General features: G+C 47.5%; 8 protein-coding genes. 2 read left to right on the top strand and 6 right to left on the bottom strand.

From position 1 onward, the window contains the following. Positions 1–108 precede the first annotated feature (108 nt). The 4 genes from FYJ59_RS02935 to FYJ59_RS02920 form a co-directional block, all read right to left on the bottom strand. Complete coding sequence (locus FYJ59_RS02935) at positions 109–3,027, bottom strand: insulinase family protein (RefSeq protein WP_154495189.1); 2,919 nt, start codon at positions 3,025–3,027, stop codon at positions 109–111. 102 nt (positions 3,028–3,129) lie between these two features. Then, the gene (locus FYJ59_RS02930) at positions 3,130–3,555 is read right to left on the bottom strand and encodes a hypothetical protein (protein ID WP_022153515.1); all 426 of its coding nucleotides are present in this window, start codon (positions 3,553–3,555) and stop codon (positions 3,130–3,132) included. Next, positions 3,536–4,288, bottom strand: a complete 753-nt coding sequence (locus FYJ59_RS02925) for an RNA polymerase sigma factor RpoD (protein ID WP_154495188.1) — start codon at positions 4,286–4,288, stop codon at positions 3,536–3,538. Before FYJ59_RS02925 ends, FYJ59_RS02930 begins: the two co-directional genes overlap by 20 nt. 61 nt (positions 4,289–4,349) lie before the next feature. Then, on the bottom strand, positions 4,350–5,210 hold the full coding sequence (locus FYJ59_RS02920) for a hypothetical protein (RefSeq protein WP_154495187.1): 861 nt from the start codon (positions 5,208–5,210) through the stop codon (positions 4,350–4,352). A gap of 320 nt (positions 5,211–5,530) precedes the next feature. On the opposite strand from FYJ59_RS02920, the gene FYJ59_RS02915 reads away from it, so the two are divergent. Together FYJ59_RS02915 and FYJ59_RS02910 are read left to right on the top strand one after the other, a co-directional pair. Next, complete coding sequence (locus FYJ59_RS02915; protein WP_154495186.1) at positions 5,531–9,784, top strand: 2-hydroxyacyl-CoA dehydratase; 4,254 nt, start codon at positions 5,531–5,533, stop codon at positions 9,782–9,784. A gap of 508 nt (positions 9,785–10,292) precedes the next feature. Continuing rightward, the gene (locus tag FYJ59_RS02910) at positions 10,293–11,099 is read left to right on the top strand and encodes a hypothetical protein (RefSeq protein ID WP_154495185.1); all 807 of its coding nucleotides are present in this window, start codon (positions 10,293–10,295) and stop codon (positions 11,097–11,099) included. A gap of 134 nt (positions 11,100–11,233) precedes the next feature. Here FYJ59_RS02910 and FYJ59_RS02905 read toward each other — a convergent pair whose 3' ends face one another. Together FYJ59_RS02905 and FYJ59_RS02900 are read right to left on the bottom strand one after the other, a co-directional pair. Then, positions 11,234–11,473, bottom strand: a complete 240-nt coding sequence (locus tag FYJ59_RS02905) for a hypothetical protein (RefSeq protein ID WP_022154880.1) — start codon at positions 11,471–11,473, stop codon at positions 11,234–11,236. A gap of 235 nt (positions 11,474–11,708) precedes the next feature. Beyond that, positions 11,709–12,911, bottom strand: a complete 1,203-nt coding sequence (locus FYJ59_RS02900) for a MalY/PatB family protein (RefSeq protein WP_154495184.1) — start codon at positions 12,909–12,911, stop codon at positions 11,709–11,711. Between the last annotated feature and the right edge of the window lie 69 nt (positions 12,912–12,980).

The following is a 12,980-nucleotide window of genomic DNA, read 5'->3' as shown; positions in this document are numbered from 1 at the left end:
TATTGTTCACCCCTATAAACGAAATAATATCACAAAAGTTCTTTATTTATTTGATCTTTTTACGATTCAGAACCACTTTTGCGAAATCGCAGCTTTCCTTTTACCGTTTTAAAAAAGATTTTCCACCTTCAGGAATCTCTCCTGTTCTTCCTTTACTTTAGAAGCCGTACCTACGACACAGAGCAGATCCTCCTGCATAAATGCCCGGATATGCGCGGACAGTGCCCGGATATCCTCAACGGTAGCGGACAGCAGCTCGTCACGTTCTCTCTGTAATGCTGCATCGTCCAGTCCCGTCATATAGGCACTCAGAGAATACAGTCCCTTCGCTGCCGGATTCATAGGCACATCCAGATCACTGACAGCACCGATGATATACTGGGTCATGGTACGCTCATCCGCGGTAAATTCTGCGATGGCATCCGCTGCCTTCTCATATACATCAATAGTCTTGCCCAGATTCGGATCTCTGTAAGATACAAAATAGCTGTCACCGGATCTGCCGAAGCTGCACATACAGCCGTAGGCGCCTCCCTTTACACGGACATTGACCCACAGATATTCATAGCCCAACATGACCTTCAGCACTCTTAAAGCTCCGGTATATTTCAGTCCGCTCTTGCGGAAATTACCGGCACGACATACATAATTGACCTGACCGGAGGTTAAGAAGCCTTCGTTCTTCCGGGAGACTTCCGGAATATAATGTGCCATTTCCACGGATCCGGTATAGAGTGCTGCCTTGAAGGCTTCCACCGGGGCATCCAACAATCCCACTGCCTTCTCTTCACCAACGAAATCCACCATGAGATTCTCCGGACGGAAGATCATCTTTAATAACGTCTGTAAGATCTCCACCAGTTCTTCTTTTTTCTCGTCAAAATGTGTTTCCAGCCCGGTGATCAGGCGGTAGAACGGAATGCCGGAGATCTCCTCGCTGACAGCTCCGGGAATACTGCCGTAGGACATGGCTCTTCCGGCAGCCACGCTATGTCCGCCGGACGTCATCTGTGCCTGCATGCGGGACTTGCCCTCCGCCAGGATCTCATAGAGACGCTTGGTGTCCGTGAAATCACTGGTCATGACGATCTCACGCATCAGATCGATGGCATCCGCAATACGATCATAGAACACCTTCGTCTTCAGCTCCAGAGTCAACGTAAATTCATCTGTATCCTGCAATCTGCCATACACATTGTTCACCGCAGCCATGCCGCCGGTGACCAGGTTCATCTCATTATAGAGATCTCCATAAGTATAGTTCTCTGTATTGAGGAGCCCAAGACAGCCTTTTAAGATGCCGATATACGGAAAATATTTTCCGGGGATCTGATCCAGTCTGAAGATCAGACGTAAGTATCCGATACCGTTGGTAAACAGATCATGATACAAAAGTAGGGTATCCCCAATACTCCGTACCTCGTTCACCGGGAGATTTGCTTCTTTTTTCATATCCTCCCGCTTCAATAGAGGAATCTTCTCCAGATCTTCCTTCGCATCCTCGCTCTCCTGGAACTCGGTCAGTTTACGGAAGGTCTCTTTTACAGCTTCCAGTTCTTCCGGACTCATGACCGCTTTCACCTGTGCCATTTTCTCACGCTGTTTCTGTTCCTGTTCCTCTAAAAGTCCAAGCTTCGGCTGCAGGATCACCACGCTGCGGTGCGTATTGTCCAGCAGGTATTTTTGTACCAGGCCCTCAAAATATCCGGTCTTAACCTCCTTACGAAGCTCGGCAAAGGTATTGTTCGCCTCGATATGAATGAACGGCAGTCTGTCGTCATACAGCCAGCTGTCCAGCACCTGTAAACCATACATCAGTCCCTTGGGATAAGAACCGAAATCTGCCTCTCTGTATTTGAATTCGTAGTAATTGATACCGGCAAGCAATGCCTTCTCGTCGAAGCCTTCCGTTGCCAGCTTCTCGAGTACTTCTTCCGTTACCTGTAAAAATTCCTGTTCTTTTTCTACGGAAGTATCCTTCGCCACGACACTGAAATATGGCTGACGGATACCGTTCTCGTAGATGCTGTAGACATCCTTGCCAATGCCACGGTCTACCAGCGCCTGCTTTAAGGGTGCACCCGGTGCGGAGCACAGCGCATAGTCCAGGATCTGAAAAGCAATGTAGAGCTTCGGATCCAGGCTGTCACCGACGCAGAAGTTCTGGGACAGATAGGTATTCTCTTCTTCGTCCTCTCCCTCGCCGATGGGACAGTCTCTGACAATACGGCCGGGCTTGTCGAAAGCCGGCTCCTCGGTCACTTCGGAGTCCACCTTAAGAGCATCGTAAGCAGACAGATAATGTTCGTCGATAAAGGTCAGCTTCTCCGCCATATCCATGTTACCATAGAGATAGATATAGCTGTTGGAGGGATGATAGAACTTCCGGTGAAAATCCAGGAACTCTTCGTACGTCAGCTCCGGGATCACCTCCGGATCGCCTCCGGACTCACAGCCATAGGTGGTATGCGGATACAGAGAGTTCATGATCTCCCTCTCCAGCACATCATCCGGAGAAGAAAATGCTCCCTTCATCTCGTTGTAGACCACACCGTTGACCTTCAGCTCTTCCTCGTCACCTTCGAGCTCATAATGCCAGCCTTCCTGCCGGAAAATGGATTCGTTTTTATAAATATTCGGGTAAAATACGGCATCCAGATAGACATGCATCAGGTTCTGGAAATCCTTGTCATTACAGCTTGCCACAGGGTATACGGTCTTATCCGGATAGGTCATGGCATTTAAAAAAGTATTTAAAGAACCTTTTACCAGTTCCACAAAAGGATCCTTCACCGGGAATTCCTTCGAGCCGCATAATACGGAGTGCTCCAGGATATGTGCCACGCCGGTGGAATCCTTCGGGGTGGTACGGAAACCAATGTAAAATACTTTGTTCTCATCGTCATTGGATACCAGTGCCACTCTTGCTCCGGTCTTCTTATGACGGCACAGATAGGTCACGCTGTTGATGTCGGGGATCTCCCGTTTCTCTATGATCTCGTATGTGGATAAATCTTCTACTCTCATTTATGATGTGTCCTCTTTTCTAAATCTATCTTAAATTCCCCTCACAGAAACACTCTGCTGTCTGCAGGCAGCCACGTAGTTTTCTGTTGGGAGCTTAATCTATCAGAAGCCTGCCAGTGCCAGCTTGCTCATGGAGATTTCCTGGATCACGACGCCCTTTGCCTCTTTTTCTTCCGGGGTCATGGCGGTCAGTTCCCGGATGTTCAGTTCCTTCGTCACATACCGTTTCTTCCCTCTGCCGAAGATCCCTTTTTTCTCCTCGATGATATTGATCTTCACTCTTGCCTTGATCCGGTCGTAGATCTTGACCAGAAAGCTGTCCGGCTTCAAATAATACAGATGGGTTTCCAGCGTATCCTCGGGATCCACTTCCTTTTCCGCTAAAATATAGCGTTCCACGATCAGGCGGAATTTAAACGCCACATCATCCTGCTCCAAAAGCTCTGCAAAAGTATATTTTGCACCTATGTAAACCTTTGCCGTGTCCTGCAGGCTGTATTTATAGTTCTCATAAACTGTCTTTTGCATTGTTGTCGATATCCTCAATCTTGAAACCGCTCATCCGCACCGCATCCTCGATCATTTTGCGGGACATGCCGGTCTCCTCCATCAGTTCCTCTATGGTCACCTTGCGTTGCAATTCCTCCGCCAGTTCTCTGGCTTTGTCCGCCACCTTGTTGACTTTGTCTTCCACCCGCTTGTCGATCTTGGAATTCTCCGCATGCTCGGCAATATATTCTTCCATGGCATCCATGATCATCTTACCCAGCATTCCTTCCACTTCCTGTGGTTTCTCCAGACTGCCCAGCATAGTAACACCAAAAGACAGTGCCAGATTACCTTCACCTACCAGATCCTCCAGCAGAACGCCCTGTCCGGCGTAAAGCTTCGCAATCTCCGCCACATCTGCCAGATGAATCTCGATCAGGCGCTGCTGCGCATCCGCCTCACCTGCCATGGCAGACATAGCAAATGCCAGCTTCTCCCCATCAGTGTAGGTGGGTAGCTCCGCCACCTCGTCCAGATATTCCTGTAAATAATCCTTTTCCTCATCCGTCAGGAATTCGTCGGGATCCATGGGCTGTCCGATACCTATTTTATGTTTCAACAGATAGTCAAATACCATCTGCAATTGTTCACCGCTTAAGTCAAGTTCCGCGAAGGCATCCTTTACCTGTTCTTCGCTGATGCAGTTCCCCTGCTCCTTGGCGGTCTTGCGGACCTGCTCCAGGGTCTGAGCAAATAATATTTCTTTGTTCATATAAAAATTCTCCTTTATAATAATACACTTTCTCCGTGCTTCGTACTCTCGAAAGTGTACATCACTTCACGTGTTCGTGAGTAAACAGATGATACTGGCAATATTCGTAGTTGCCGTTGCATTTAGAACAGAAACGGAACTCCAGGCTCGGATCGTCCTCTTCCGTCCTGCCGCAGATCGCACATTTATGTCTCGTAGCTTTAGCTCTGCCTTCGTTTGTTTTTCTCTCAAATTGAGCCTTACGGTGCATCTGTTTCGGCGAGATGCGGCTTTTGTGCAGACGATAAAAGTATAGCACAAAATTCAGTAAGGATGCCACAATTGCAAATTTCGTAAACAGACTGCCCATAATTACATAGTAAACCATCAAAACAGCATCCAGGATTCCCATCCATTTTACTTTTACGGGAATCACGAACATCAGCAGCACCTGCATATCCGGATAGGTTGCTGCAAAGGCAAGGAAAATCGACAGGTTGATGTAATAGGTACTGAATGCATAAGAACCGTTATAAAATATCACCGAGGCGGTCTCCGCAGCCATACCTCCGGTGATCAGGTAAGCAAATCCCATGCACAGAAAGCTTCCGATAATGGTGAACAGCATGCCTGAGAAAATATACACATTATAACGGTAAGTTCCCCAGGTGCGTTCCAGTGTAGACCCCAGACTGTAATAGAAAAACAACATAATGATCGTAAAAATGTCCAGGCTGTCAGGTGGCACGATCACCCAGGTCACCAGTCTCCAGATCTGTCCGTGCAGGATCCGGTAAGGATCCAGTGTCAAAAAGCCCAGCAGATTCGTACCGCCTGCAGCTCCCATCAGTTGGATGATATATCCCGCCACATAGCACATAATCAGTACGAGTGTGAGGTTTGGAATGGCATATTTGCCGAATTTTTTCTCAAATTTGCTCATAAAGTCGCTTCTCCATTTCTATATTCTATATTGTATCGATAATAATTACCCATTCGTTTTTTCTCTATCGAGATTGTAACATCCACAGGACAATAAGTAAACCGCACGTTCAAAAGTTTATAGAATTACTATTTATTTAATTTTTTCTTTACACAATTTTAACGACAGCGTTTTATCTTTGTTCGTTGCATTATGTTATTTTTTGTCGTATAATGAAAAAAGTTTTGTGAAAGAAAAGTCGCATATATTAAGAAGTAATTCTGTAACTCATCATTGACCTTCTGAATAGTTACAGCATTTTATCAGGAAGGATGTATCACATGAATTCACAGGAAAAATACGCAACACTCGGCATAGATATCGGTTCTACCACTGTCAAGATTGCGATTTTAGATGAAAACCACAATATTTTATTTTCTGATTATGAGCGTCATTTCGCCAATATCCGGGAGACTCTGTCCGGTCTCCTTAAGAAAGCCTATGATCAGCTGGGAGAATTGCAGCTGCACCCCATGATCACCGGCTCCGGCGGACTGACTTTAGCCAATCACTTGGGCGTTCCTTTTACGCAGGAGGTGGTAGCCGTGGCTACCTCCCTGCAGGTGCTGGCTCCCAAGACCGACGTAGCCATTGAATTAGGCGGTGAGGATGCGAAGATCATCTATTTCGAAGGCGGTAATGTGGAACAGCGTATGAACGGCATCTGCGCCGGCGGTACCGGTTCCTTTATCGACCAGATGGCGAGTCTTCTCCAGACGGACGCTTCGGGCTTAAACGAATATGCGAAAAATTATAAATCTCTCTACACCATTGCAGCCCGCTGTGGTGTATTTGCCAAGACTGATATCCAGCCGCTGATCAACGAAGGTGCTACCAAGGAAGACCTGTCTGCTTCTATTTTCCAGGCTGTGGTGAACCAGACCATCTCCGGTCTGGCATGCGGTAAGCCGATCCGCGGTCATGTAGCATTTTTAGGCGGACCGTTACATTTCCTGTCTGAGTTAAAGACTGCTTTCATCCGTACTTTAAATCTGGATGACGAGCACATCATCGATGTGGACAACTCTCATCTGTTCGCAGCCATTGGCTCCGCATTGAATGCAAAGGAAGATGTCTGCATCAGCCTGTCCGATATGGTAAAAAAGCTGTCCTCCGATATCAAGATGGAATTTGAAGTGGAACGTATGGAGCCCCTGTTTGCTGATCAGGCGGCTTACAAAGAGTTCGTGGAGCGTCACAGTAAGCATCATGTAACCACCGGTGATCTGCAGTCCTATCAGGGCAAGGCATTCCTGGGTATCGATGCCGGTTCCACCACCACGAAGATCGCACTGGTGGGCGAGGACGGATCCCTGTTATATTCCTTCTACTCCGGCAATGACGGAAGTCCATTAAAGACTGCGATCCGTTCCCTGAAGGAGATCTACTCTCTCCTGCCCGAGGGTGTGGAGATCGTGCGCTCCTGTTCCACCGGTTACGGCGAAGCGCTGATGAAGGCCGCTTTCCTGTTAGATGACGGCGAAGTAGAGACCGTGGCACATTACTATGCCGCAGCATTTTTCGATCCCAGCGTCGACTGTATCTTAGACATCGGCGGTCAGGACATGAAGTGCATCAAGATCAAGAATCAGACCGTAGACAGCGTACAGTTAAATGAGGCTTGTTCCTCCGGCTGTGGTTCCTTTATCGAGACCTTTGCGAAATCCCTGAACTACACCGTGCAGGATTTTGCTCAGGCTGCCCTGTTCGCAGAGCATCCCATCGACCTGGGTACCCGTTGTACCGTATTCATGAACTCCAAGGTAAAACAGGCACAGAAGGAAGGTGCTTCCGTAGCGGATATCTCCGCAGGCCTTGCTTACTCCGTTATCAAGAATGCTTTATTTAAGGTGATCAAAGTCTCTGATGCTTCTGAGCTTGGTAAAAATATCGTGGTACAGGGCGGTACCTTCTACAACGATGCCGTTCTACGCAGCTTTGAAAAAATTGCAGGCTGCCAGGCCATCCGTCCCGACATCGCCGGTATCATGGGTGCTTTCGGTGCAGCGCTGATCGCCAGAGAGCATTACGAGGACGGTTATGTGACCACCATGCTGGACTATCAGAAGATCTGCGACCTGCAGTTCGAGACCAGTATGGCAAAATGTAAGGGTTGTACCAACAACTGTCGTCTGACCATCAACAAATTCTCCGGCGGCCGTCAGTTCATCTCCGGCAATCGTTGCGAACGCGGTATCGGTGGTCAGAAGAATGCCCATAATGTACCGAACTTATACGAATATAAATTACATAGATTATTCTCCTATGAATCCCTGGATGCCGACAAGGCTCCCAGAGGTGTGGTAGGTATCCCCAGAGTGCTGAACATGTACGAGGACTATCCGTTCTGGTTCACATTTTTCACCGAACTGGGCTACCGCGTGGTGCTCTCTCCCAGCTCCAATCGTAAGATCTACGAGCTCGGTATTGAGTCCATCCCCAGTGAATCCGAGTGTTATCCGGCAAAGCTGGCGCACGGTCATGTGACCTGGCTGATCCGACAGGGTATTAAGTTCATCTTCTATCCTGCGCTGTTCTATGAGCGCAATGAGTTCGAAGATGCGAACAACCATTACAACTGCCCCATCGTTACTTCTTATTCCGAGAATATCAAGAATAACGTGGAGGAGATCGCCGGCGGTGAGATCACCTTCCGCAATCCGTTCATGTCCTTCAGAGATCTGGGAACGGTGACGGATGCACTGACGAAGGAATTCACCGAAATTCCCGCTGCTGAGATTGCCGCAGCCTGCGAAAAGGGCTGGCAGGAGCTGGCGAATGCCCGTCACGATATGGAGAAAAAGGGCGAAGAAACGCTGGAATACTTACGTCAGACCGGCAAGCGCGGTATCGTGTTGGCTGGCCGTCCTTATCATGTGGACCCGGAGATCAACCACGGTATTCCCGAGCTGATCACCTCCTACGATATGGCAGTGCTGACCGAGGATTCCATCTCCCATCTGGCAAAACCGGAGCGTCCTTTAATCGTATCCGACCAGTGGATGTACCATTCCAGACTTTACGCTGCCGCAAGCTATGTAAAGACGGTGGAGAATCTGGATCTGATCCAGTTAAATTCCTTCGGCTGCGGTCTGGATGCCGTCACCACCGATCAGGTGAACGATATCCTCTCCGGATCCGATAAAATCTACACCTGTTTAAAGATCGATGAAGTCAACAACCTGGGTGCGGCCCGTATCCGTATCCGTTCCCTGTTGTCCGCGATCCGTGTCCGTGAGAAGCTGGGCAAGCACCGCACCATCCGTTCTTCCGCCATCGAAAAGGTACAGTTTACTGAGGAGATGCGTAAGGACTACACCATCATCTGTCCGCAGATGTCTCCGATCCACTTTGAGATTTTACAGCCTGCGTTCAATGCCTGCGGTTACAATTTCGTCGTATTGGACAACGACAACAAACACTCCGTGGATGTGGGTCTGAAATACGTTAACAACGATGCCTGCTATCCTTCTCTGCTGGTAGTCGGTCAGATCATGGAAGCACTGTTGTCCGGTAAGTATGATCTGAACAAGACCGCCATTATCATGAGCCAGACCGGTGGCGGATGCCGTGCGACGAACTATATCGGATTCATCCGTCGTGCTCTGAAGAAGGCTGACATGGAACAGATTCCCGTTATCTCCCTGAATCTGGCGGGTATCGAGAGCAATCCCGGTTTCCACCTGAATGCGGATCTGATGTTACGTGCCGCGGTAGGTGCTGAGTTCGGTGATATTTTCATGCGCTGTGTGTACCGGATGCGCCCTTATGAGGCAACTCCGGGTTCCGTGGATGCCTTACATAGAGAATGGCTTAAGAAAGTACAGGATTTCGTATCCGCAAAGCATATCAGCATAGGCAAGTTCCGCAGGATGTGTACCGAGATCATCCGGGATTTCGATGCGATACCGGTACTTGATATCAAGAAACCCCGCGTCGGCGTCGTTGGCGAGATCCTGGTGAAGTTCTCTCCTGCCGGCAACAATCATCTGGTGGAGCTGTTAGAGAGCGAGGGTGCGGAAGCTGTGGTTCCCGACCTGCTGGACTTCATGCTGTACTGCTTCTACAACCAGATCTACAAAGCAGAGCACTTAGGCACCAGCAAAAAGACTGCGAAGATTTCCGCACTGGGCATCTGGGCCATCGAGCATATCCTGCGCGGCTCTGCCGTGAAGGCCTTTGAAGAAAGTAAGCATTTCGATGCACCCACCAGCATCTACAAGATCGTCTCCTATGCGGAGCCCATCGTATCCATCGGCAACCAGACCGGTGAGGGATGGTTCTTAACCGGTGAGATGGTGGAGCTGATCAAGGAAGGCGTACCGAACATCGTATGTACCCAGCCCTTCGGCTGCCTGCCGAACCACGTCGTAGGTAAGGGCGTTATCAAGGCCCTGCGGAAGGCTTATCCTTCCTCCAACATCGTGGCCATCGACTACGATCCCGGTGCCAGCGAAGTCAACCAGCTTAACCGAATCAAGCTCATGCTCTCCACCGCCCAGAAGAATCTGAAAAAGGGCGAGGGTGCGGAATAAAGAAACTATTTTTGATATGTGGCGGTGGCTACACCCGCGGCAGGGGATTCGCAGAATCCCTGCTGCGGGTGTTTTTAATATCCCAATTATTTTTCACCAATTATTTTTTCTTAACAAATCTCTTTTCAAGCTTCCGTATATCATGCTATAATGTGTTTTAATATTAAGCAGCCGCCGTCCTAATTTTCTGCATGGTTTCATGCCGCACGAATCATAACACTAATTACCCGTGCGCAGCGCCTGTGACATCGTGATCTCCGCCTGTATGTAGTGACATCTACGGCACAATACATATGTGCAGTTTCCTGTTGGTCATTTTCGCTATAAGCTGTTTTGGGGCTGTTTTAGTACAAAATTTCTTATATTTCTTCTTTTTTTGTATCAAATTTGCCTTTTTTATTAAATCTGATACAATTCCCCCTTTTTTCACTTGAAAATCCATTGTTTTTGTATTTTTTTCCGCTATTTCCCCCTATTTACACCAAAACATTTCGAAAGGAGGGATTGCATGATCCAAAATTTAGACGCCCACCTTAACAAATTGCAGGCACAATGTGACTACCTGCGTCACAAGCTTTCTACTTTTCCGGAAGGAGAATTATCTATTCAAAAAAATGGTTCTTACCACCGCTGGGTTATTAAAAATAAGGAGCAGTCTGTATATTGCTCAAAGTCAAATCGTTCTCTCGCGGAAGTTATGGCTTTAAAGAAATATTACTCTCTTCTACTGTTTGAAGCCGAAGAAGAACTCTCCCTGCTCAATTTTTATATAAAATCCCATGAAAAAAAGAATTCAGCAGTCAATCGTTCCAAGCCTCTGACATCCTCTGACCTGTTGGCAGAGTCTTCTCCCTATTACCCATTGCTGCAAGGCTATTTTGCGAAGGACAAGCTTCCGGTGTCTGCGCAAAAATGGTGTGCGGAGAGCTATGAAACCAATCCTTCTCATCCGGAAAATCTGATCCATACCACACTGGCCGGGCATAAAGTCCGCTCAAAATCTGAAGTTATCATATCGAATCTGCTCTATACCAATCAAATCCCTTATCGCTATGAAGCGGCGCTGCCGTTAAAAGAATTCACGGCTTATCCGGATTTTACGATTTTACATCCGGTTACGAATAAAATCTTCTACTGGGAGCATTTCGGTATGATGGATAATGCGCCTTATTGTGATACTGCCTGCAACAAGCTGAAAACCTACTGCTATAACGGAATCTTCCCATCCATGCAGCTGATCATCACTTATGAGACCAGTAAATGTCCCATTTCCACAGATCAGGTGCAGCAGATCATTACACAATATTTCCTCTAAATCAATAATTCCCTACATAAATATTCTCTTGACATTGACTCTATTTCTTAATTAAAGGTAATCAATTCTATCATTTTCTATACAGCTAAAAAGGACCGGTTCGTCCGGTCCTTCCGATAAAACACAATAAGAGATCATGATGCATTTGCCCTACGGCTCTCAATATACTGTTGTAAGACTTCCGTGACTTCCTCCGGTGCCAGGCCGGCATCCTCGATGATGTCACTCACCGCTTCCAGTTCTTTACGCTTCTTCTGTTCAAACAATTCTTCTAACTCACGTTGTTCTGATTCCATGCGGATATTTAATGCATTGATCAACTCCTGTTTTGCCTGGATCTTTTCCTCCAGGGATTTTCTCTGTCCTCTTGGCATATACTGTGTGCTCCTTTCCTAATGGCAATCCTATGGATCCGTGGATCATGTTTCCTGCCGCGTGATCCGAAAAAGCATGGCCATTCATCAGGGATCACATGTTCCATAGGAACTATCATAATCTATCATGAATGGCCTGATATGTTACAGTATATGGACAAGAATGTAAAAATATACCATATTTCCGGCAATATTATGCTGCTCCGGAACAGTCTGGCGAATCTGTCAGCAGATATCATTCTAAATTATCTACCGCTGCTTTTAACTTATTCAAGGCAAGCTCCAGCGTAGCTTGGGGGCAGGCGATGTTCACGCGCTGAAAAGCGGCTCCGCTGGGTCCGAACATGGATCCTCCGTCCAGCCAAAGTCCTGCTTTGTCCACGATGAACTGATCCAGCTCCTTACCGGTGATTCCCAACTCACTGCAGTCCAGCCATACCAGATAGGTACCTTCCGGCTCCACCAGATGAATCTGTGGAATCTTCTCCTGTAAAAAATTCCGTAAGAAATTCAGATTCTTAAGCAAATAAGCTCTTAACTGATCCAGCCAGTCTTCTCCTGCACGATAGGCTGCTTCACACGCCACGATTCCCAATGCATTAGGTTCATCATAACCGGTCTTGTCAATCTCTGTCTGAAATGCTTTACGAAGCTTTTCATTGGGGATAAAAATATTGGATATCTGAAGTCCCGCCAGGTTAAAGGTCTTGCTGGGCGCCGTACAGGTTACGGTAAACTCCGCAAAACAAGGATCCACGGTGGCAAACACCGTATGCTCATATCCGGGATAGACAAAATCATTGTGTATCTCGTCACTTACCACGATCACATGATGCCGCAGGCAGATTTCTCCCAGTTGTTGCAATTCCTCTGCCGTCCACACTCTGCCCACCGGGTTGTGAGGGTTGCACAGAATAAACAGTTTTATATGTTCCTGCTCAAGCTTCCGCTCAAAATCTTCAAAATCAATCCGGTATCCGTTATCTCCACTCTGCCCGGCCGTTTTCTCATAGATCAATGTATTGTCAACTACTCTCCGGTCATTGTCACGGATAATATTAGTAAACGGATAATACACCGGATTCTGAATCAGTATAGCATCTCCCGGATCAGTAAATGCCTTAACCGCTGCGCCGAGAGCAAATACCACACCCGGAGTCTTCACGATCCATTCCCGCTCCGTCTTCCAATTATGATTCCTCTCCATCCAGTTCATCACAGCATTGTAGTAAGCATCCTTTGGCTGGGTATAGCCGTAGATTCCATGTTCTACCGCAGCATGAAGACTCTTCGTGATCTCTTCGGATACCGGGAAATCCATATCCGCCACCCACAAGGGCAGCACATCTGCCGGCTTTCCTCTCTCCACCGCAAAATCATATTTCAGACAATTCGTTCCCTTCCGGTTCGTAATCTTATCAAAATTGTATCTAGTCATACGAATTCACTTACCTTTCGTCAACCTACAAACTTTCTGCCTGTGGCTCCAGGCTGCAGATTAAATTTT

The organism is Waltera intestinalis, from assembly GCF_009695995.1.
Lineage (GTDB): Bacteria > Bacillota > Clostridia > Lachnospirales > Lachnospiraceae > Acetatifactor > Acetatifactor intestinalis.
Note: the sequence above shows the minus strand (reverse complement) of the source record. Positions and strands in the feature narration are given on the sequence as shown.

Excerpts from the sequence above, each read along its gene's own strand:
- FYJ59_RS02935 (WP_154495189.1), bottom strand. The coding sequence starts at position 3,027 with ATGAGAGTAGAAGATTTATCCACATACGAGATCATAGAGAAACGGGAG.
- FYJ59_RS02930 (WP_022153515.1), bottom strand. The coding sequence starts at position 3,555 with ATGCAAAAGACAGTTTATGAGAACTATAAATACAGCCTGCAGGACACG.
- FYJ59_RS02925 (WP_154495188.1), bottom strand. The coding sequence starts at position 4,288 with ATGAACAAAGAAATATTATTTGCTCAGACCCTGGAGCAGGTCCGCAAG.
- FYJ59_RS02920 (WP_154495187.1), bottom strand. The coding sequence starts at position 5,210 with ATGAGCAAATTTGAGAAAAAATTCGGCAAATATGCCATTCCAAACCTC.
- FYJ59_RS02915 (WP_154495186.1), top strand. The coding sequence starts at position 5,531 with ATGAATTCACAGGAAAAATACGCAACACTCGGCATAGATATCGGTTCT.
- FYJ59_RS02910 (WP_154495185.1), top strand. The coding sequence starts at position 10,293 with ATGATCCAAAATTTAGACGCCCACCTTAACAAATTGCAGGCACAATGT.
- FYJ59_RS02905 (WP_022154880.1), bottom strand. The coding sequence starts at position 11,473 with ATGCCAAGAGGACAGAGAAAATCCCTGGAGGAAAAGATCCAGGCAAAA.
- FYJ59_RS02900 (WP_154495184.1), bottom strand. The coding sequence starts at position 12,911 with ATGACTAGATACAATTTTGATAAGATTACGAACCGGAAGGGAACGAAT.